This is a genomic window from Methanothermobacter sp., assembly GCF_030055425.1.
In the GTDB taxonomy this organism is placed as follows: Archaea; Methanobacteriota; Methanobacteria; order Methanobacteriales; family Methanothermobacteraceae; genus Methanothermobacter.
The window spans coordinates 171,725-192,981 of sequence record NZ_JASFYE010000003.1; the positions used below are offsets into that span (position 1 = coordinate 171,725).

25 protein-coding genes are annotated in these 21,257 nt (G+C 49.3%); 19 read left to right on the top strand and 6 right to left on the bottom strand.

What is annotated here, in order from left to right; genetic code table 11:
• Position 1: 1 nt before the first annotated feature.
• The 4 genes from QFX39_RS04665 to comB form a co-directional block, all read right to left on the bottom strand.
• Positions 2-1,591, bottom strand: a complete 1,590-nt coding sequence (locus QFX39_RS04665) for a GTPBP1 family GTP-binding protein (protein ID WP_300477858.1) — start codon at positions 1,589-1,591, stop codon at positions 2-4.
• An 8-nt stretch (positions 1,592-1,599) separates the two neighbouring features.
• On the bottom strand, positions 1,600-1,815 hold the full coding sequence (locus QFX39_RS04670) for a DUF1922 domain-containing protein (protein WP_300477860.1): 216 nt from the start codon (positions 1,813-1,815) through the stop codon (positions 1,600-1,602).
• 158 nt (positions 1,816-1,973) lie between these two features.
• The gene (locus QFX39_RS04675) at positions 1,974-2,666 is read right to left on the bottom strand and encodes a TraB/GumN family protein (protein WP_300477979.1); all 693 of its coding nucleotides are present in this window, start codon (positions 2,664-2,666) and stop codon (positions 1,974-1,976) included.
• Positions 2,667-2,683: 17 nt separating this feature from the next.
• Positions 2,684-3,337: a 2-phosphosulfolactate phosphatase gene (gene comB / locus QFX39_RS04680; RefSeq protein WP_300477862.1), complete on the bottom strand. Its 654-nt coding sequence runs from the start codon at positions 3,335-3,337 to the stop codon at positions 2,684-2,686.
• Positions 3,338-3,406: 69 nt separating this feature from the next.
• Between comB and QFX39_RS04685 the strand changes: the two genes are divergently transcribed.
• The 4 genes from QFX39_RS04685 (at position 3,407) to QFX39_RS04700 (ending at position 6,589) form a co-directional block, all read left to right on the top strand.
• Positions 3,407-3,937: a hypothetical protein gene (locus tag QFX39_RS04685; RefSeq protein WP_300477864.1), complete on the top strand. Its 531-nt coding sequence runs from the start codon at positions 3,407-3,409 to the stop codon at positions 3,935-3,937.
• Complete coding sequence (locus tag QFX39_RS04690) at positions 3,922-4,836, top strand: methanogenesis marker 7 protein (RefSeq protein WP_300477866.1); 915 nt, start codon at positions 3,922-3,924, stop codon at positions 4,834-4,836. The genes QFX39_RS04685 and QFX39_RS04690 overlap by 16 nt, the downstream gene beginning before the upstream one ends.
• A 4-nt stretch (positions 4,837-4,840) precedes the next feature.
• On the top strand, positions 4,841-5,887 hold the full coding sequence (locus QFX39_RS04695) for a metallophosphoesterase (RefSeq protein ID WP_300477868.1): 1,047 nt from the start codon (positions 4,841-4,843) through the stop codon (positions 5,885-5,887).
• A gap of 132 nt (positions 5,888-6,019) precedes the next feature.
• On the top strand, positions 6,020-6,589 hold the full coding sequence (locus tag QFX39_RS04700; RefSeq protein ID WP_300477870.1) for a DUF134 domain-containing protein: 570 nt from the start codon (positions 6,020-6,022) through the stop codon (positions 6,587-6,589).
• Between the two features lie 389 nt (positions 6,590-6,978).
• Here QFX39_RS04700 and QFX39_RS04705 read toward each other — a convergent pair whose 3' ends face one another.
• Both QFX39_RS04705 and mmp10 read right to left on the bottom strand, forming a co-directional pair.
• Positions 6,979-8,271: a methyl-coenzyme M reductase glutamine C-methyltransferase gene (locus tag QFX39_RS04705; RefSeq protein ID WP_300477872.1), complete on the bottom strand. Its 1,293-nt coding sequence runs from the start codon at positions 8,269-8,271 to the stop codon at positions 6,979-6,981.
• The gene (mmp10, locus tag QFX39_RS04710) at positions 8,268-9,515 is read right to left on the bottom strand and encodes a methyl coenzyme M reductase-arginine methyltransferase Mmp10 (protein WP_300477874.1); all 1,248 of its coding nucleotides are present in this window, start codon (positions 9,513-9,515) and stop codon (positions 8,268-8,270) included. The genes QFX39_RS04705 and mmp10 overlap by 4 nt, the downstream gene beginning before the upstream one ends.
• Before the next feature lie 305 nt (positions 9,516-9,820).
• Here mmp10 and mcrB point away from each other — a divergent pair, with 305 nt between their 5' ends.
• From mcrB to QFX39_RS04785, 15 genes are all read left to right on the top strand, one after another.
• Positions 9,821-11,152, top strand: coding sequence for a coenzyme-B sulfoethylthiotransferase subunit beta (gene mcrB / locus QFX39_RS04715; protein WP_300477875.1), 1,332 nt, complete (start codon positions 9,821-9,823; stop codon positions 11,150-11,152).
• Positions 11,153-11,183: 31 nt separating this feature from the next.
• Positions 11,184-11,621, top strand: coding sequence for a methyl-coenzyme M reductase operon protein D (mcrD, locus tag QFX39_RS04720; RefSeq protein ID WP_147671445.1), 438 nt, complete (start codon positions 11,184-11,186; stop codon positions 11,619-11,621).
• On the top strand, positions 11,622-12,218 hold the full coding sequence (gene mcrC, locus QFX39_RS04725; protein ID WP_237779303.1) for a methyl-coenzyme M reductase I operon protein C: 597 nt from the start codon (positions 11,622-11,624) through the stop codon (positions 12,216-12,218).
• A 1-nt stretch (position 12,219) separates the two neighbouring features.
• The gene (mcrG, locus tag QFX39_RS04730) at positions 12,220-12,969 is read left to right on the top strand and encodes a coenzyme-B sulfoethylthiotransferase subunit gamma (RefSeq protein ID WP_147671447.1); all 750 of its coding nucleotides are present in this window, start codon (positions 12,220-12,222) and stop codon (positions 12,967-12,969) included.
• Between the two features lie 19 nt (positions 12,970-12,988).
• Positions 12,989-14,641, top strand: a complete 1,653-nt coding sequence (gene mcrA / locus QFX39_RS04735; protein WP_300477878.1) for a coenzyme-B sulfoethylthiotransferase subunit alpha — start codon at positions 12,989-12,991, stop codon at positions 14,639-14,641.
• Positions 14,642-14,725: 84 nt separating this feature from the next.
• Complete coding sequence (gene mtrE, locus QFX39_RS04740; protein ID WP_300477879.1) at positions 14,726-15,613, top strand: tetrahydromethanopterin S-methyltransferase subunit E; 888 nt, start codon at positions 14,726-14,728, stop codon at positions 15,611-15,613.
• On the top strand, positions 15,614-16,315 hold the full coding sequence (mtrD, locus tag QFX39_RS04745; RefSeq protein WP_300477880.1) for a tetrahydromethanopterin S-methyltransferase subunit D: 702 nt from the start codon (positions 15,614-15,616) through the stop codon (positions 16,313-16,315).
• Positions 16,315-17,118, top strand: coding sequence for a tetrahydromethanopterin S-methyltransferase subunit MtrC (mtrC, locus tag QFX39_RS04750; protein WP_300477881.1), 804 nt, complete (start codon positions 16,315-16,317; stop codon positions 17,116-17,118). The genes mtrD and mtrC overlap by 1 nt, the downstream gene beginning before the upstream one ends.
• An 11-nt stretch (positions 17,119-17,129) precedes the next feature.
• Positions 17,130-17,432, top strand: coding sequence for a tetrahydromethanopterin S-methyltransferase subunit B (locus QFX39_RS04755; RefSeq protein ID WP_147671450.1), 303 nt, complete (start codon positions 17,130-17,132; stop codon positions 17,430-17,432).
• A 12-nt stretch (positions 17,433-17,444) separates the two neighbouring features.
• A complete protein-coding gene (gene mtrA / locus QFX39_RS04760) occupies positions 17,445-18,161 on the top strand; it encodes a tetrahydromethanopterin S-methyltransferase subunit A (protein ID WP_013296332.1) in 717 nt (238 codons plus the stop codon).
• 12 nt (positions 18,162-18,173) lie between these two features.
• Positions 18,174-18,380 carry a tetrahydromethanopterin S-methyltransferase subunit F gene (gene mtrF, locus QFX39_RS04765; RefSeq protein WP_013296331.1) on the top strand — a complete coding sequence of 69 codons (207 nt, stop codon included), beginning with the start codon at positions 18,174-18,176 and terminating at the stop codon, positions 18,378-18,380.
• Complete coding sequence (gene mtrG, locus QFX39_RS04770) at positions 18,380-18,640, top strand: tetrahydromethanopterin S-methyltransferase subunit MtrG (RefSeq protein ID WP_300477884.1); 261 nt, start codon at positions 18,380-18,382, stop codon at positions 18,638-18,640. Before mtrF ends, mtrG begins: the two co-directional genes overlap by 1 nt.
• 15 nt (positions 18,641-18,655) lie before the next feature.
• Positions 18,656-19,588, top strand: a complete 933-nt coding sequence (mtrH, locus tag QFX39_RS04775; protein WP_300477885.1) for a tetrahydromethanopterin S-methyltransferase subunit H — start codon at positions 18,656-18,658, stop codon at positions 19,586-19,588.
• A gap of 181 nt (positions 19,589-19,769) precedes the next feature.
• Positions 19,770-20,726 (top strand): calcium/sodium antiporter, encoded by a 957-nt coding sequence (locus QFX39_RS04780; protein ID WP_300477886.1) that lies wholly within the window; start codon positions 19,770-19,772, stop codon positions 20,724-20,726.
• Between the two features lie 5 nt (positions 20,727-20,731).
• Positions 20,732-21,163 (top strand): universal stress protein, encoded by a 432-nt coding sequence (locus QFX39_RS04785; protein ID WP_300477888.1) that lies wholly within the window; start codon positions 20,732-20,734, stop codon positions 21,161-21,163.
• Positions 21,164-21,257 lie beyond the last annotated feature (94 nt).

Consider the following 21,257-nt stretch of genomic DNA (forward strand, 5'->3'; position numbering starts at 1 on the left):
CTTATTCCAGGATTCTGGTAACTGAGCCAATACCCTTGCTTCTTCCCTCACGGAAGATTATCTTCTGACCCTCCCTCACATGGTGGGGCCTGTACTTGAACCTCATCCGCACACGCCCCCTGTCACCGGCTGACATGAACTCTGCATCAAGGGGTTCCAGTATGGTGGTCTCTGCTATTGTTTCAATGTGGGTTACGCTCTCATAGCCTGCCTTTATGGTTGTGGGATGCACCAGTATGGCCACCTCGGCCTCAAACTCCCTGACGGCCTCAGGTTCATAGTCGGGGTGGGCCAGTATCATACCCCTTTCTATTTCATCTGCGGATGCCCCTGCGATGGATATTCCAACTATATGCCCGGGCTCTGCACAGCCTATACGGTAGTGGTGCATCTCGATGGATTTAACGGTGACCTCCCGGAATTTCCCGGTATTCATGGGGCCCAGGAGCAGCGTATCACCCTTCCTGACAAGGCCCTGCTGGATGGTTCCACTGACAACGGTTCCAACACCCCTGATGGTGTATACCTTGTCTATGTACATGAGGAACGGCTTCTCATCCCCGTTGATGTCACGCTTAACCTCCAGGTTGAGGAAGAGTTCATCCAGGACTTCAAGGCCCTCCCCTGTGACAGAGGATGTCTCTATTATGGGTACTATGTGCTGGTTCATCTTCCCTGCTATCTCCCGTGCAGAGTCCCTTCCGGCCACATGGAAGGGTATCCTCCCAACCAGTTTAAGGAGTTCAGATATCTTCTCCCGCACAGCCCTTATCTTCTCAGAAGTGGCCATATCGGTTTTTGTGAGCACAACGATCACAGGAAGCTCCATTGCAATCATTATACCCAGGTGCTCCCTTGTTATATGTGTTGGGCCCTCATCCGCGGCAACGGTCAGGAGGCCATAGTCCAGGTTCTGCCCCACAATCCCCCTTATTGTTGTCCTCAGCCATGGCTCATGTCCAACGGTATCAACGAAGGATATTACCCTGTCGGCCTTGTCCATGAGCCCTGATTTCTCCCTCCGGTCCAGGGGATTTTTGAGTCTTATGACCCTTCCCTCCCTGAATCCATATATGGCGAAGGATAGATCCGCTGACAGGCCCCTTTCTATCTCGTGTTTCTGGACATCAAGGAATATCCTTGTCTTCCCGCTTCCATCGTCGGGGGTTCCTGTTGTGAGTGTACCGAGTAGTGTGCTCTTTCCATGGTCAACGTGGCCGGCGACACCTATGAGGAGGTGTTCCCTCTCTGTTTTCTGTTTCCTTGAGATTATCACCTCGGCCACCCTACCGTGGGTTCCCTCATGGAGGTTAACCTCCTCCACAACGGCATCTATCTCCTCACTCAGTTTTCTGAGGACCTCAACTGACTCCCCGAGTTCCTCATCAGGGAGGCCAACCGGTTCACCGCTGTCCTCCACACCAAGGAGGTACACGGCCCTTCCATCACCCCTCTCCATACGGTACTTCATCTGGGAGATCAGGCTCTTCTTCCGGTCCATCTTCAGATGATACCCCGGTGAGAGTGCCTTCTTGAATTCTATGTTCCTCCTCTCACCGGGTGATGTGAATGATCGGATATCTTCTATCATATCTCGTTCTATTCCTTTTTCACGGGATTTGTGAAATGGCAGGTGCCATACCTTTCTTCCTGGAGTTTTCTCACGATTTCTGCGGCTTCCTGGAAGCTATCGGCCTTTCCAAATATGCGCCTTGTTTTAACCTTCAGGGTTCTTCCACAGACACACTTCCGGGTATCTGCGCCCTCCTTTGAGTATAGGGCCCTTCCACAGTCACATCTGAATATGACGTACATTCATATCACACTGCTCTTTCCACAGTAAATATTTTTATTGAACCGGTATTTAATGAATAGTTTTCCCCATCATTGCATTATTCTGAATGATGACTTGTAATAATTAGTTGTGAGCTTGTGGTGTGCCTGGGACATTACCCTATGATGTATCATCGTATTCAAATGAGTTCTTCAAGTGTTGGAAGTTCATGCGGGTTTCTGAGGTAGTGCTCTATCCCCCTCCTGTGGCCTGCACCCACAACGGCAACAACGCGGTCCTCCTCAATGGAGAGGAGCCTGTGGGCCATGAATGCATCCCTCTCCTCAACAAGCACACGGTATGCTGAGGGTGATATTTCTCGGAATTCCCCCATAACCTCCGCAAGGGTGTCGTCACTTTTAAGGCTCTCAATATCCCTTACATCCTCCCCCCCAATAAATGACCTCATGATTGCAAGGAAGAATCTAAGCTTTTCCCGGCGGCTCATGGATCTGATGGCCCGCTGCATGGTCACCCCTATGTCACGGTCAATGAGGGCAACCCCCGCACCAACCTCATGGGCGGCATCTATCGCTGCAAGCATCTCACTTCCCGGCTTAACACCTATATCCTCACCGATCTTCCTCTGGAAATAGGTTAAAAACCAGCCTGCAAGGATGACACCAATGTTTCCACTTCTGAGGGCATCCCTGAGGGAGGGTTCATCCCTTTTGATCCCCATTTTTTCTTCCATGAGCATCCTGTACCTTCCGGGGTCAAGTTCCACTGCAACAACGTCCGGTTTCATCTCAAGTATGGTTCTTCTCACCTCATCAACACTTTCTCCAGATACATGTGCGGTACCTATTATCTTCAGCTCATCCAGATTCATGTCCACTGCAGCCTCCCTTAGATCAGCGATATCCTGCCGTCCACGTATAAGGGTACTTTTTCTGTTATATTCCTTCTGAGGCAGTATTCAATATCACCGGAAAAACCAAGTTCCCTGAGCCTCCTGGCTGACCTGGATTTTCTTATGGCATCATCAACCATGGAACTTTCCTGTACTGCAAGTACTGAGGCCTCAGCGTACTCTTCAAACTCACCACCAATTGCACGTATTATTTCACCGGCACAGAGGAAATCCTCTATTGCAAAGCGGCCATTAACACCGGCCATGACCACCTCAACTTCATCCGAAAGATTCCTTGCAGCTGAGGCTACCGCATCCAGATTGTTGAGGCAGCCCACGAGGGCCTGTGATTCAACTGACTCAAGGATCCTTGTACCGTTACTGGTGGTTAGCACAAGGGCATCACCTGAATGTTCCCTCACCTCCAGTGGGGAGTTGGCCAGGAATCCCGGCAGGGTCTCACCACCACGCTCCCCTGCCACCAAATATCCCTTCCTGGAGTATTCCATTGCCTTCTCAACGTCCCCAACAGGGATAACCTCCCTGAAACTGTCCAGGGCAGCGGTTATGGTTGCACTTGCCCTCAGAAGGTCCACCATTATGCAGAGCCCACTGCCCTCCGGTTTTTCAAAGCTGAGACTTACCCTCATCAGCACACCTTATAAATGATTATAGAGAGATTTATTCATGAGGTATTTATAGACTTCACCGGTGACTCAATGAGGATTCTTACAACACCAATGTGTGAGGGCATACTGAGGATTGCAGGCGTCATGGGGTACCATGTGACCCGCAAACCTCAGGATGAGGATGCAGACATTTTATTTGTGCTATCTGAGACACCAGTTGGCGGGGCGGTTAAACTTAAACTCAACACATTCCCCCAGATAAGGGAGGCCATAGGAACCGTTTTCAGGACTGTTCAGGACCTGGATCCTGGAAGCCTCAGGTACTCCTCGGCTGATGAGATAGACTTTGAGGTCTGCTCCCCATGGTGGCATGATCCTGCGGGGTTGCGGGAGATGAACAGCAAGATAAAAGTAAGGGTTTATTCAGATTTCTTAAGGGAGATCGTTGGGGATATGGGATTCAACATTGTTGATTTGAATGAAGATTTCACTGTATGCCCCGATTACATGGAACTTGACTGCATCAGGGTCCCCTCCCACAGAAACCTTCCAGTGGACCCTGTTAAGAGGGCTTTATTCAGGTACACGTATCTGGAGAGGAAATTATGTACGAAACTTTAACCTATCAGGGCGGTGTGCACCGCCATGAGGAAATGAAGGAACTGATTGAGGACCTCGGCGGATTTGTTCTCCAGGAGAACATGCTTCAGATGGACCTCATACTCACACTGGCCGTCCCAATTGAGGACGTGGATAAGGTGAGGGAGAAGGCCCGGGAGCTCCTGGGGAAGGTTAAGGTTGCCCCTATGGCGGGTACCGAGATAGCCATCGTCTCACCGACCCTGGCAAGGCATCATTTACCCCACTCTGCCTGTGATATATCCGAGTACCTCCGAAGATACGGTGCCAAGGATAACATGATAGGCCTTGCCCGTGGGGCAGGTAAGGGTATATCCAGGATATCAGAGGACGAAAAGAGGCTCATAGAGGAACATGATCTTGCAGTTTTTGCCCTTGGAAGTTTTGAGCAGTGCATAAAGGATAAGGTCCATCTTTTCAGCGACATAAACATCCCGGTGGTGGTTACAGGGTCCCCTGAGAAGATTGACCTCAGCGAGCTTCCAGGTGCCGACGCATATGTTGGGGGCCTTGGGAGGATACCCCGGAGGCTGAAGAGGGGTGAGGATATAAGGGCCCTCAGAAAACTTGTTGAGGTGGTCGAGGATATACTTGACAGGAGGAGGCGTGAAATGGCGGCGGACCCACCTCTGGTCCCCTCAATACTTGTTAAGACCGAGATTGAGAATCAGGTGCCTGCCGTTAAGGAGGTCTACTCCCCCACACCTGTAACAAGTCAGCTTGATGGGGTCCGTGTGAAGCTCAACTATGACCGCTATCATGACGAGATAGCAGATGTGAGGGTTTCTGATTACCGGCTGGGCGACATATCTGAGATCAGGAAGTCAATGATGTACGACTACATTCTGGTTAAGTTACTGCCTGAAAGCTCCATACTGTGATCCCATGAGGAGGGAGTTCCAGGTCCTGATATTTATCCTGCTCTTCTCCTCAGGATACTATCTTCTTAATTTTACTGTCCTGGAATCTCTTGGTATGGGAATTCTGAGCCTCCCCCTTACATTTCTTCTACCGGCAGCCATAATCTCCGAGAGGGTATACCCATCATTTATCTCAAGGGCTGCCTATGTGGTTTCCATGATATGGGTGGGAATGGCTGTTTACATCCTCATTGGCCTTGGGGTAACCTTTGCAGCATCCCTTGTTCCAGGTATTCCGTTCTCCCCTATCCCTGCGGCGGCCTTCTCCGTTATAATGGTTTTCTATGGGCTTTTGAAGGGCTGGAATATTGAGGTCAGGACTGTTAGGATCCCATTTCCATGCAGCGATAAGCTGAGGCTGGTGCAGATTTCAGATCTTCATGTGGGGACTGTGAGGTCAGGGGGTTTCATCAGGAGGGTTTCTTCTCTTATCTCTGAAATTGAACCTGATGCCGTCCTCATAACAGGTGACCTCCTGGATGGTTCAAGGCCCGTTGAAGTTTCAACACTCTCCGAGCTTCAGGCAGATGTACCCGTATTTTTTGTTTCTGGCAACCATGACACCTATTCAGGGGACTTCAGGTCCGCAGTGGAGGGGGCGGGTATCATGTGTATTGATCAGCGCGTTGTTGATTTCAGGGGGGTGCAGGTTGCAGGTGTGGGTTATTCGATGGAGAGACATTCTCTTCCTGCAATCCTTGATATAATGGAATTTGACCCGAGGAGGCCCCTCATACTTCTTCATCACCTTCCTGTTGACTGGGATGACGCCAGGGAAATGGGTGTTGACCTCCAGCTATCCGGCCATACGCATGGCGGGCAGTTCTACCCCTTCAACCTCCTTGTTGGCATGATGTTCCCCTTTATCAGGGGCCTTTATGAGGATTCAGGACGTTTTCTATATGTTTCACAGGGCACAGGCACATGGGGGCCACCTCTTCGTATAGGATCATCCTGTGAGGTCACGGTTATTGAACTTATTCCCTCTGATCATGGCTTCAATGGAGATTAAGGATGAATTGAATGGTATTCATTATTTCGCTGGTTTTATGGTGATGGCTGGTTTTTTAGGCGACTGGCTTTTATGTTCTCTGACCCCCTGATGGGAAACTTTAAATACAATTTTTGAATATATATTCAAAACATGCCTAGACCAAGAAGATACAGGAGAATCCTGGGAGAACCCCGTGTGGTTGCATTTTCCCCGGAAGCCGGTGAAGAAGAAGTTGAGGTTGAGATAACCCTCGATGAATTTGAGGCTGTCAGGTTAAGGGACTACCATGACATAAAACAGAAAAAGGCTGCTGAAATCATGGGTATATCACAGCCAACATTTCACAGGACACTGACATCCGCACGGGCCAAGATAGCAGAGGCACTGGTCGAGGGCAGACCAATAATACTGAAAGGAGGTGATTACATCACAGACAGAAGAAGATACAAGTGCATGGACTGCCAGTTTGAGTGGATCTCACCTGAAAAGGAATACAAAAAGTGCCCAGACTGTGATTCAGAAAACATAACGCTGGTATCAGCAGATACACTACCAAGGATGGGAAGGGGAGGCTTCGGAAGAGGCCTTGGCGCTGGACGTGGGGCACCACGTGTCTGCAAATGCATTGAATGCGGATACGAGGCACCAAAAACACCTGGAGTTCCATGCAGAATGGAGAAATGTCCAGAGTGCGGCGCACCAATGTGTGGAGCCGACTGAAACTTTAACGCCAAGACCTGTATTCAGCGATTTATCATAATTACGCTGAATACCCCCTATCTATGATAAAATACATAACAGCTTGTTATATATGTGATTTGAGACTGTACCACCTCTACCTATTTTGATGAAGAGTTAAGGTGGTAATCGTAATTATAGTGATTGTACCGGAGGGGGGTTAGTTCTCAATCAGGGGCATGATATTATTAGCAGGTTACATGTATTTTACCAGATGATAACTCTTATTCTGGAAAAACAGATTATTTCATGTCTGCTAATAATAGAGAATCAGCAAACCGAAATTTCGAATGAAGCTGATTTAACGCCAGAATTTTCGATTAAATGATGCAGATTATTCTTCTCAGGGATTAAATCTACTTGGTTATGACCTAAAGTTTCCTCTTCAACATACGCGTAACAGTTTCTATATGCTTCTGCTGTTCCCTGGCCTCCTTCTGAAGTGACATCAGGAGTTCATTGGTCACAGGGATGGGCATGCTCCTGAATACGTATGAATCAAGCATGAAACTGAATGCCCTCTCCTCAGCCAGACTCCTGAACTTCCTGTCTGATGGCTCCATGAATACAGGGTTATCCTCATCTTCAAGGCCCTTAACCTCCTCACCAAGTTCCGTGCCTGGTATCGGTTCAGCGATGCTCACAAAGTAGTCGTCGAGCATGAGTTCATCTGCAAGTTCCAGGGTCTCCTCATAGTCTCTTTCATCTTCACCGGGGTACCCCACTATGAATGACCCTGCAACCTTCAGATTATGCTCCCTGGCAAGTTCAACAGCCTCAATAACATCCCCTGGTTTGATGCCCTTCTTCATCCTTCTGAGGATCCTTCTGCTCCCTGACTCTATACCATAGAACACCCAGCCATTGGAGTACTCTGATATGGCATCGAGGATCTCAGGGGTCACCATATCAACCCGTATATCAGGCACCGTCAGATTCCGGGGCCCTGTGATTTCACTTATGTCCCTGAGGAGCTCAGTGAATGCATCCTCATCAACACCCCTGAACCTGCTGCTCCCGTAGAGTGTTCCGGTTCCCCCGCTTATTGCAAACCTCCGGGCCCCGGATTTCCTCAGTTCCCTGACCTCCACCACGATATCCTCCAGGGGTCTGCTGCGGACCTCACGGCCGAAGAATTCCGGGACCTGGCAGAATGTGCAGTTACCTGGGCAGCCCCTGTGGGTTTCAATGTAGACACTGGCACTCCTTATGTTCTCCTGTGAGATATCTGCAGGAACAAGTGGGAGGGTCCTTTTCATGGAGCAGCGGGTTGGTTCATTGATTATAAACCCTTCAGGGGATTTAAATGCTGCCCCGGGCATTTCAGACGCTTCCAGACTTCCAGATGCAACCTCCATGGCCATCCCCACCTTATCCTCACCCTCGCCCTGAATTACAAGGTCAACGTCGAGGTGGCGGAGTACAAGTTCAGGGTCCATGCTCACGGGACCCCCCACCACCCTGAAACCCCGTATATTATTAATAATATCCCTGTACCTCAGGAGGTGGATGGTGGACTGGAGGCTTATGAAAACCACATCTGCGCCGGAACCCTCAAGGCCCTTCCTGAGTTCAACGCTGCAGCCAAGGTCCCTCAGGGCACCGGCAATGAGCATTGAACCGTAGGTGTAGTGCTCTGGTGTTAAAACAACCACACGAGTCATTCAGAAGCACCGAAGAAATTTATGGCCTGTATAAGTTCATAGAATGCTTCCATCTCCCGCTCTATAACATCATACTGGGACAGCGTACCGCTCATCTCCCCATCAACGGTGAGCCTTTCAGGACCCCTTATGACTATCCGGTCGGTACCATCCCGGCTTAGAACCTCCTTTGCCTGCATTTCATGGACAAATGCCCTGCCAGGGATTATCACTGTTTCCTTAAGTTCGCTGAGGTCCACAGCCTCGAGGTCCCTCCTGGTGATGAGGCATGCTATGTCCTTCTCAACACCAACAACGTTCACCATATCCTCTGCCCCAAGGTTCCTTATTATCCTCCTTATGTAGGGGGCTGCAATGGATCCTGTGATTATGGTTGCCTCTCCCCTGATTTCAGGGAGGATCTCAAGGTACTCCCTGCTTGAGTCATCTGCAAGGACAAAGGGTGTACCGTTTTCAGGGTCGCAGACAGGTGTCCCTGTAACCCTGAGATTGAACTCCCGGTCAACCATCCTCACAAGGTCCTCAAATTCCTGGACTGTGTGCGGCTCTATACCCTCAATTATTGGCTCATTGCCGAGTATCAGCCCCTGGTGCTCATAGTTTGCAAACCGCATCATTATGAATCCAGTGGCCCCCCACTCCTCAAGTCTGGAGCAGGTTTCAAGGAGGTCATCACCATCATTCACACCTGGTATGATCACTGCTGCAGCGTGGACCTCACAGGATTCACAGAATATCCTGAGGGCTTCCAGTGCATTTTCAGCGTTCCTATCACGCATCCACTCCCTCCTCAGGAGGGGGTTCGCTGAGAACACCGTGAAGGTTACCTCATCCACACCATTTCCAATGAGCCGGGATGCCAGTTCAGGGTCATCCATGCCCTTACCGCTTGTGTATCCCAGGTGTATGGGGATCCCAAACTCACTAAGCCCAGATGTCAGCTCCTCAAGGTGTGGGTAGCAGCTCACATCACCCCCACCGCTGATGTTTATCTTCAGGTCCTTATCCTGAGTGTTCTGCATCATCAGTGTCGTCTGCACGTTACCCATGACAAGGAATGGTGGTAAAAATTCCTTTCCCCTCTCTGCAACATCAGTTCCACAGGTTTCACAGCCCACCCTCCCCGGGGAGCAGTTCCTGCAGCCGAAGGGTTCAAATTCCCCCACCTTTCTGAAGTAACAGTACCTGCAGAATCCCCTGCAGTCCTTGCCAGGTATACCACCCAAATCCGCTATTATCTGCATGTCCCTTTTTCTGTGCCGCGCCTTAAATATAATTTATTACCCTGCAGCCATCATAATGGCGGTGTGCATGATCATAAAAATCAACGCAGCCGTACAAAAAATCCATAAAACCCGAAGAAAATGTGTTGATACATATAAATCTTTCGACTTGATTCAGAAAGAAATCTTAATTAATTATGATCAAGTTAAATATGCACCGTATACTAAAACGGGTGTTTTAACACCCTCCAAGGGCCTTCTTGCCTTTCCTGAAAAGGGGGGTCTTGGATGTTTAGTATACGGAACTGATTGTTAGGAGGGAAAAAATGGCGAAGTTTGAGGATAAGGTCGACTTGTACGACGACAGAGGCAACCTCGTCGAAGAACAGGTGCCATTAGAAGCTCTAAGTCCATTAAGGAACCCCGCCATTAGAAGCATAGTACAGGGGATTAAAAGGACAGTGGCTGTGAACCTTGAAGGTATAGAAAACGCCCTGAAGACAGCGAAGGTCGGCGGACCTGCCTGTAAGATAATGGGCCGTGAACTCGACCTCGACATTGTCGGGAACGCCGAGTCAATAGCAGCCGCTGCAAAGGAAATGATACAGGTAACTGAGGACGACGACACCAACGTCGAACTCCTTGGCGGAGGTAAAAGGGCACTCGTACAGGTCCCAAGTGCAAGGTTCGATGTTGCAGCAGAATACTCTGCAGCACCACTCGTAACCGCCACAGCATTTGTCCAGGCCATAATCAACGAGTTTGATGTTAGCATGTACGATGCTAACATGGTTAAAGCAGCCGTTCTGGGAAGATATCCACAGTCTGTGGAGTACATGGGGGCAAACATAGCAACAATGCTGGACATTCCACAGAAACTGGAAGGCCCAGGATACGCACTCAGGAACATCATGGTGAACCATGTTGTTGCAGCCACACTCAAAAACACACTCCAGGCAGCAGCACTATCAACCATACTTGAACAGACAGCAATGTTCGAGATGGGTGATGCTGTAGGAGCATTTGAGAGGATGCACCTCCTTGGACTTGCATACCAGGGAATGAACGCAGACAACCTGGTCTTTGACCTTGTTAAGGCCAACGGTAAAGAAGGTACAGTTGGCTCAGTCATAGCAGACCTGGTTGAAAGGGCCCTGGAAGACGGTGTCATAACAGTTGAGAAGGAACTCACAGACTACAAGGTCTACGGCACAGACGACCTTGCAATGTGGAACGCTTACGCAGCAGCCGGACTCATGGCAGCCACAATGGTTAACCAGGGTGCAGCAAGGGCAGCTCAGGGTGTATCATCAACTCTGCTCTACTACAACGACCTCATAGAATTCGAAACAGGACTGCCAAGCGTGGACTTCGGTAAAGTGGAAGGTACAGCTGTAGGATTTTCATTCTTCAGCCACTCCATCTATGGTGGTGGTGGACCAGGTATCTTCAACGGAAACCACATCGTTACAAGGCACAGTAAGGGATTCGCCATACCCTGCGTGGCAGCCGCAATGGCACTGGATGCAGGAACCCAGATGTTCTCACCAGAAGCAACCTCTGGACTCATAAAAGAAGTATTCAGCCAGGTTGACGAGTTCCGAGAACCACTCAAATATGTTGTGGAGGCAGCAGCTGAGATTAAAAACGAAATCTAAATAATCTCTCAGAACTGGGGGCAAAAAACCAATGGACGTTCAGATATTTCCTCACAGGCTGCTAGGGGCCGACACCACAGAGAAACTCCTTAACCGCCTTGAGGACATCCACGGCGTTAAGAGAATGGTGATCCACGGACAGAGACTACCACCAGAGGACCACCCTGACAGGCGCATAATCAACGTGAAAGGCCAGGAATTTGAACTTCAGGTTAAAACTGGCCGCGTGCTGCTTGAAGTGGAGGACGAGGAGACAATAACAGATATCAAGAGGGTTTGCGAGGATCTCCTGCCCTTTGGATATGATGTTACTCCCGGCAAGTACATAAGAACACAGAAAACCGTCACAGACGAGATAAAGTACGGCGAGAACCTTGATGAGATTCCTGATGAACTCATCGGTCTCACGGATCAGAACGCCAGGCTCAGTGAAAGGGCCACAATAATAAAAAGAAAGAAGGAGCATTAGATGATCGGAAAGTGCACTCACGTGGTTGACTGTAGAGAGACAATGGGCATGGGTGAAGGTGGAGGAATAGCCCAGAGGGGCACCTTTGCCCAGTGCGGAAGTGAAGTTCTGGCAGTGGCAATGTCACCTGGCAGGCGCCACATAACCAAGCCTGTCTGCGAGATAACATTTGCCCTGAGGGAAGCAAACATAATGACCAGTACTCTGGTACTCAACGCAGGCGCAGGGGTTCCACAGGACGCTCCAAGTGCCGGTGCAGGAAGCCTCTTTGGATTAACGCCTGCTGAAGTCGAGCAGATGAAGCGGCACAGACTCCTTGTGGTGCACCTTGGCGGAGTCAAGAACCACATCACCTACAAGGCGCGCCTCATACTCAGAAACGTTGACCGCCCATGCATAGTCATATGCGAATACCCGGTTGACTTTGAGGACTTTGCGAAGATAGGTGTCAAAACCAGGGCCGTAATGCCTGATGAACCAAAAACCAGGGGAACAATCGTCGACATCGTGAGTGGAGTTATTAGAGGAGAAACCTGTCCCCAGGAAAAACTGGATGAGATTATAAGAAAGGTTAAGTTAGCTTTAGGAGGTGCATGATATGGCACAATACTATCCCGGAACAACTAAGGTTGCTCAGAACAGAAGGAATTTCTGTAACCCTGAATACGAACTTGAAAAACTGAGAGAAATCTCAGATGAAGATGTAGTAAAGATTCTGGGTCACAGGGCCCCAGGGGAAGAATACCCAAGTGTTCACCCACCACTGGAAGAGATGGATGAACCAGAGGACGCAATAAGAGAAATGGTCGAACCAATAGACGGTGCAAAGGCCGGTGACAGGGTCAGATACATACAGTTCACAGACTCAATGTACTTCGCCCCAGCCCAGCCATATGTGAGGTCAAGGGCATACCTCTGCAGGTACAGGGGTGCAGACGCAGGTACACTCTCAGGTCGTCAGATCATAGAGACCAGGGAGAGGGACCTTGAAAAGATATCCAAGGAACTCCTTGAAACAGAGTTCTTTGACCCTGCAAGGTCAGGTGTCAGGGGTAAATCTGTCCACGGACACTCACTGCGTCTCGATGAGGACGGTATGATGTTCGACATGCTCAGAAGGCAGATCTACAACAAGGACACAGGCAGAGTCGAAATGGTCAAAAACCAGATCGGTGACGAACTCGACGAACCCGTGGATCTTGGTGAACCACTGGATGAAGAAACCCTGATGGAAAAAACAACCATCTACCGCGTGGATGGTGAAGCCTACCGTGATGATGTAGAAGCCGTGGAGATCATGCAGAGAATCCACGTTTTAAGATCACAAGGAGGGTTCAACCCAGAATAATCCGGGGGAGGTGTAGATTATGGCTGACAAATTGTTCATAAATGCTTTAAAGAAAAAATTTGAAGAATCCCCTGAAGAGAAGAAAACCACATTCTACACACTTGGTGGCTGGAAACAGTCAGAAAGAAAAACCGAGTTTGTGAACGCTGGTAAAGAAGTGGCAGCAAAGAGGGGTATACCCCAGTACAACCCTGACATAGGTACCCCACTTGGTCAGAGGGTGCTCATGCCCTACCAGGTTTCAACAACCGATACCTATGTTGAAGGGGACGACCTCCACTTCGTAAACAACGCTGCCATGCAGCAGATGTGGGACGACATAAGGAGGACCGTTATCGTCGGTCTGAACCACGCCCACGCTGTTATAGAAAAGAGGCTGGGTAAGGAGGTCACACCCGAGACCATAACCCACTACCTTGAAACAGTGAACCACGCAATGCCCGGTGCAGCTGTCGTCCAGGAGCACATGGTGGAAACCCACCCTGCACTGGTGGCAGACAGTTACGTCAAGGTATTCACAGGTAACGATGAAATAGCAGACGAAATCGACCCTGCATTCGTCATAGACATCAACAAACAGTTCCCAGATGACCAGGCAGAAACCCTCAAGGCAGAGGTTGGTGACGGAATCTGGCAGGTCGTCAGGATCCCAACCATAGTCTCAAGGACCTGTGACGGTGCAACAACCTCACGATGGTCCGCCATGCAGATCGGTATGTCAATGATTTCAGCCTACAAACAGGCAGCAGGTGAAGCCGCAACAGGTGACTTCGCATACGCTGCAAAACACGCTGAAGTCATACACATGGGTACATACCTGCCTGTGAGACGTGCAAGGGGTGAAAACGAGCCTGGTGGTGTACCATTCGGTTACCTTGCAGACATCTGTCAGAGCTCAAGGGTCAACTATGAGGACCCTGTCAGGGTGACACTGGACGTTGTGGCAACCGGTGCAATGCTCTACGACCAGATCTGGCTAGGATCATACATGTCAGGTGGTGTTGGATTCACCCAGTACGCCACAGCAGCCTACACAGACAACATACTTGACGACTTCACCTACTTCGGTAAGGAGTACGTGGAAGACAAGTATGGACTCTGTGAGGCACCAAACAACATGGACACAGTCCTGGACGTTGCAAGTGAGGTCACATTCTACGGCCTTGAACAGTACGAAGAATACCCAGCACTCCTCGAGGACCAGTTCGGTGGATCACAGAGGGCAGCAGTCGTTGCAGCTGCAGCCGGATGTTCAACAGCATTCGCAACAGCAAACGCCCAGACAGGTCTCAGCGGATGGTACCTCTCAATGTACCTCCACAAGGAACAGCACTCAAGGCTCGGATTCTACGGTTACGACCTCCAGGACCAGTGTGGTGCATCCAACGTCTTCTCAATAAGGGGCGACGAGGGACTGCCACTGGAGCTTCGTGGACCTAACTATCCAAACTACGCCATGAACGTGGGACACCAGGGTGAATACGCAGGTATATCACAGGCACCACACGCTGCCCGTGGAGACGCCTTCGTGTTCAACCCACTGGTGAAAATAGCCTTTGCAGACGACAACCTCGTCTTCGACTTCACCAACGTCCGTGGCGAATTCGCCAAAGGTGCTCTGCGAGAGTTCGAACCAGCCGGTGAAAGAGCACTCATAACACCCGCAAAATAGATTAACGAAGGTGCATTACACAAACTTTTTAAGTGTAATGCACCTAATTTTTTTTATTCAAAAAAAATAAAAGGAGGAAGAAATATGGACCCTATGATAACAGGTTTAGGTGTTGTAGCTCTCATGGGTGCAGCTGCAACCATAGCAGGAGCCGCAGAGGACTTAGAGTCTGACGTAGGATCCCAGAGTAACCCCAACTCACAGGTTCAGCTGGCACCACAGATGGGACACCTGCACCGAATAATCAACAAGGCCGTTTCAGGGGAACCCGTTGCCTACGGGACCTGGTGCGGAATTGCTGGTTCAGTTGCATTTGTCCTTATGAATTCAATGCAGCTACCTGTGATAATGGCCATTGCAATCGGTTCCGTAATCGCTGCAATGGTACACACAACATACGCTGTAACATCCCACATGGGACGAATTGTCAGCCAGTCCCAGTTCAACCAGCCACTCTTCATGGACATGCTGGTTCAGCATTTAGGCCCAATCGCAGGGCATGGCTTTATTGTGACATTCTGTATTGTAGGATTATCATACCTCATGACATTACCAATCCCTGGATTTGCACACCCATTCCCACTGCCACTTCTTGCAGTGCTCTGGGGTATAACCATAGGTGCAATCGGTTCATCAACAGGGGACGTCCACTACGGTGCTGAAAGGGAGTACCAGCAGTACCCATTCGGTGGAGGTATACCTGTTGCGATTCACGGTGACATAACAACAAAGGCAGAGCTCGGAGCAAGGAACTCAATGGACGTTGTTCACTTCTGTGCAAAGTACGGCGGACCCCTGACAGGATTCGCATTCGGTGCAATAGTATTCCTCAGCTTCTGGAACACAATAGTCTTCGGCATAACCGGCGGAATAATATCCGGTCTCATAATAGTCTTGTTACTGATAATCCTCAACAACAGGCTTGAAGTCTTTGCAAGGAACAAATATGGACCATACAAGGAGGAAGAGTAAATGGATCCATTATTACTGATAGGAGCTATAACCGCTGGAGGAGTACTCATAGGTGGAGGTGTCCACTTCGTACCTGTGGGTGGTGCACCAGCAGCTATGGCAACAGCAACAGGTGTGGGTACCGGTACAGCTATGCTGGCTGCAGGTGCAGGTCTCACAGGACTCATAACAGCCGCAGCAATGACCGGACAGTCACCCCTCATGATAATGGCTGCCGGCGCAGTTGGTTCAATGCTCATGATAGGTATCACCATGCTTGTGGGTAACATGGTCTACGTCTTTGGTGTGGGTACCGTTCCAGTATCTGCAAAGGTCAGTGTGGACCCAATCACAGGCATGGAACAGGAGAAATACGTCACCCCAGGTACCGAGGGACATGGTCTTCCAACAGTCTGTTTTGTCAGCGGTATAATAGGAGGAGCCCTCGGTGGAATCGGCGGCGGGCTCATCTACTGGGCACTCAACGAGGCCCTCAAAACCCTGTCATATGGTGCAATGGGTGCTGCAGGTGTTGCAGCAATCTTTGCCGTGGGTATATTCTTCATAAACGCGGTTATTGCATCATATAACATTGGAGGTACAATAGAAGGTTTCCACGATCCTAAATTCAAGAGGATCGGAAGAGGAATAATTGCATGTCTCATAGCCTCCATTGTTGCAGGGGCCCTTTCAACATTACTCGTATACGGAGGTGTCTTCTAATGTCAGTAGCAGCTGGAGGACCGGCTGGTGCAGCCATACCTGAGAGCAGGCTAATGGCACTTGGAATACTGGGCGGACTTGCAGGCATATACGCATCTGCAGTTAACCCCGTCATAGGACCGGTTCTGGCCTCCCTTGGAGCGGTCTGTGCAATAGTATGGGGTGCAGACGCCATAAGGAGGGTCGCAAGTTACGGTCTCGGTACCGGTGTGCCATCAATCGGGTACATGTCAGTTGCAATAGGTATAGTTGGTGTGGTTGCTGGACTGGCAGCAGCTTTCGTGGTACCTGCCATTGCAGTACCTGTCGTTGCACTGATACTGGCAATGATACTCGGTGTGGTTGTGGCTGTACTGGGTAAGAAGATAGTTAAGATGAAAATCCCAATTCTCGAGAAGTGCACCGCGGAGATCTCAGGTGCAGCAGCACTTTCAGTACTTGGATTCTCAGCAGCCATTGCAGGTAGCTACACACTGCAGGCAATGCTCACATCAGTCATAACAACAGGGTTCATCGGACTGCTATTCATCCTCAACACAATGGCAATCCAGCACCCATTCAACGCATGTCTTGGTCCAAATGAGAACCAGACAAGGACACTGAAACTTGCAGCATCAACAGGGTTCATCTCCATGGCCGTTGTGGGCCTGCTTGGAATAGGGCTCAACCCTGGCTGGTGGGTTGTTTCACTTGTCGGTGCACTCTGCTGGATACTGGCATTCAGGGCATTCGTGAGCGCATCCTTCGAGGAAGCAGCATCCGTAAAATGGTCAGGTCTCTGGCCTAAGGAGGAAGAGCACTAGGAGGCTTCAAAATGGAAATGTTACCACTTGTTAAGATCGCTCCGGAATACAACCTGACCCTTGATCCTTCCACCGGTATGATAGGGGCTGCCCTTGGAAGGGAAGTCATAATATTATCCATGGACGAAATAAACGAACAGATAGCTGCATTAGAGGCTACAGCAGATGATCTGATTAACTCACTGGACCCAACAACCATCCCCGAGGGTTCCTACCCTGGAAGGGAAGGAGTATACCTGACGGCAGGTAAACTCACCAACATGGTTTACGGGTTCATACTTGGTCTGATCATCCTGTTTGCCCTGCTCTTATAGGAGGTGTTATAAGTGGTTGAAAAGAAATCACCTGCTGAAGGATGGCCTGTGGTCAACGGTGACTACATCGTGGGCGACCCTGAAAGTCCTGTGGCTGCCACAACCCTCGCCTCACACATCGAGGACATACCTGTTGAGGCAGGAGCTGCCATCGCAGGGCCATGCAAGACAGAGAACCTCGGAATCGAAAAGATGATCGCAAACCTCATATCCAACCCCAACATCAGGTTCCTTATACTCTGCGGCTCAGAGGTACAGGGACACATCACAGGTCAGAGTATAGAGGCCCTGCACCAGAACGGTGTGGACCCTGATAAAAGGAACATCATCGGCGCAACCGGCGCAATTCCATACATTGAAAACATACCTGATGAGGGTATTGAGAGGTTCCAGAAACAGCTCGAGATCGTCAACCTCATAGACGTTGAGGACGCCGACGCCATCAAGGCCAAGGTCAAGGAATGCATCGAAAAGGACCCCGGTGCATTTGAAGAAGAGGCCATGATCATAAAGGTCGAGGAAGGCGGAGAAGAAGAGGAAGGCGAAGAGGTCAAACCTGTGGCACCAGAAACAGCCCTTATTGAGGCCAGGATGAGGAACATCCAGACACAGGTTAAAATGATAGGTTCCACCAACAGAATGTTCGCCGGTATGTACTCAGGTAAGGTTCAGGGTATAATGATAGGTCTTGCCTTCACCCTGACACTGGGTATACTTCTACTGGTCTAGGGAGGCTTCCAGATGATTATACTATCCAACAAACCCAATATACGTGGCATTAAAAACGTTGTAGAGGACATAAAATACCGAAACCAGCTCATCGGTAGAGATGGCAGGTTATTTGCAGGTCTCATAGCCACAAGGATTTCAGGTATAGCCATAGGGTTCCTCCTGGCTGTCCTCCTTGTTGGTGTGCCTGCAATGATGAGCATATTAGGGGTGATCTGATGTCAGAGGAAGAAAAAACCACAATACCCCGCATACTTGTCTCTGCTGATGAATTCAACAAGGCCAATGAGAAACTGGATGAAATCGAGGAAAAGGTGGAGTTCACAGTCGGTGAGTACTCACAGCGCATAGGACAGCAGATCGGTAGAGATATTGGTATTTTATATGGTATTGTGATAGGTCTGATTATCCTTGCAGTAACCAACATACTGTTTGCAGGATTGTTAAAAGGACTTTTAAAATCCCTATTCGGACTATAGCTTGGAGGTTTACATATGTTTAGGTTTGATAAGGAACAGATCGTACTGGACATAGCTGGAACCAAGATTGGTGGTCAGCCAGGAGAGTACCCAACCGTATTAGCAGGAACAATATTTTATGGCGGACACAACATCATTGAAGATGAAAAGGCAGGTGTCTTTGACAAGGACAAGGCAGAAGCTCTCATAAAGACACAGGAAGAGATGTCCGATGTCACAGGTAACCCACACATCGTGCAGACCTTCGGTCAGACACCTGAGGCAATAGTCAAATACCTGGAGTTTGTGGGTGACGTCACAGACGCACCATTCTTCATAGACTCAACATCAGGTGAGGCAAGGATCGCCGGTGCAGAGTACGCCAGTGAAGTTGGTCTTGAGGACAGGGCCATCTACAACTCAGTTAACATGGCCGCCGACGAGTCAGAACTCGAGGCACTCAAGAACACAAAACTCTCAGCTTCAATCGTCCTTGGATTCAACCCAATGGACCCCACAGTTGAGGGTAAAATTGGAATCTGGGAAGACGGTGCCGGTACAATAGACAAGGGTCTTCTTGAAATGGCCGCTGACTGCGGTATCGACAAGTACCTCATGGACGTTGCAGTCACACCACTCGGTCAGGGTGCAGGTGTTGCTGTGAGGACCTCATTTGCAGTTAAGAGCAAATGGGGATACCCTGTTGGTAGCGGTATCCACAACGTGCCATCAGCATGGGACTGGCTCCGTGAGTACAAGAAGGAACACAAAGAAGCCTGGCCTGTATGTGACGTTGGATCCAACCTGATCCAGCAGATGGCCGGCGGTGACTTCGTACTCTACGGTCCAATAGAAAACGCCAAGATGGCATTCCCGGCCTGTGCAATGGCTGACATATTCATAAGCGAAGCAGCCAAGGATATAGGCACCGAGGCTGTGGAAGACCACCCATTCTTCAAGCTGCTCTAGGAGCAGCCATAAATTTCTTTTTTTGGCCATTATTATTACTAAAAATTTTATTTTTATTATAACGAAATAATTTAAATATAAGAAAACGGCAACATATTTCCGACACAAAGGTTTAAGTGTCAATATTCAATTAATATACTGGTCTTGAGGGAATGAAGAAAGGTTTTTCAGTGGTGATAACTTGCTTGAAAGGGTCTTGATTCTTATAGCGGCACTGGTGGTCTCACTGATTCTGGTTATAAAATCTGCAGATATCTTTGTGGATAACCTTGTGGATCTTGGATCCTCACTGGGCATATCCGAAGTCATACTGGGTGTTACAGCATCTGCCATCGGAACGTCCCTGCCTGAATTTGGTTCGGCACTCATAGCGTCACTCTCAGGCAGCACAGACATAGGGGTGGGTTGTGTACTAGGTTCAAACATATGGAACATTGCAGGTATACTCGGGATATCTGCACTGGTTGCAGGAGTCATAGAAACAAACGCCGATGGCCTTAAAAGGGACTTCAGCGCCACCCTCATAACAGGATTGATACTGCTCTTTTTCATGTTCATGGGAGACATAGGTAGAATGGCAGCGATTGCAATGGTCCTGCTCTACTCTGTTTACCTCTGGAGACTCATAAAGGCCCAGAAATCATATTCTGATGAGAATTCCGATGACACCCAAAGGGAACCACTTGACCTTAAAAAACTTGCCCTGACGGTTTTAGGGTTTACAGGTCTTGTTATAGGCTGCAGAATCCTGGTATACAGTGGCGTGGAACTTGCAGACATTGCAGGGATACCCCCCATGATAATGGGTCTCTTCACACTGGCCATAGGTACAAGCATACCGGAACTTGTGGTTACACTCTCATCTGCAGTGAAGGGGCTTCATGAACTATCAATAGGCACGGTACTTGGAAGCAACACCTTCAACATACTCGTGGGTATAGGTGTCCCTGCTCTCATAGCCCCGGTACCCGTTGAACCGCTTTCACTCAGCTTTGACGCACCAATCATGATACTTGTGACGGTACTCCTGGTGCTACTTATAAAGCAGGGTGACATGAAACTTAAAAGGAGTGGGGGCATAATTTTACTTGCAGTATACATATCGTACGTTGTCATGAGACTCTTTGTACTGGCGTGATTGAAATGTACAGGAAAATTCTGGTTCCAACAATGGGAGAATATATGGATGAACTCATAGAGCACACCCTGGACCTCCTCCATGGGAGGGAGGCGGAGGTTATATGCCTCTACGTGGTTGATACCTCTGTACCATTCCTCACCCCAAAGAAGGTTAAGGAGATGATGGTTAAGGAGTTAACAGAGAAGGGTAAGGAGATCCTCAGGGACATGGAGAAGGGACTCACAGGTCCAGAGAACCCCAACGTGAAGTTCAGGGGGGTCATGCTCGAGGGTGACCCTGCAGATGAAATAGTTAAACTTGCAGAGGAGGAGGACGTTGACGTCATCATAATGGGTACAGGTAAGAGCCTGGTTGACAAGCACCTCCTTGGCAGTGTGTCAGAGAAGGTGGTGCACTACGCACCCTGCACCATACACCTGGTGAGGACGGTTTAGTTAAAGCCCACTGGACACTCCCTTTTATTATTTTTCATCTGGATTTATTCATAAAATTTATATTATCCCCCTGGATACAATATTACATTAAATC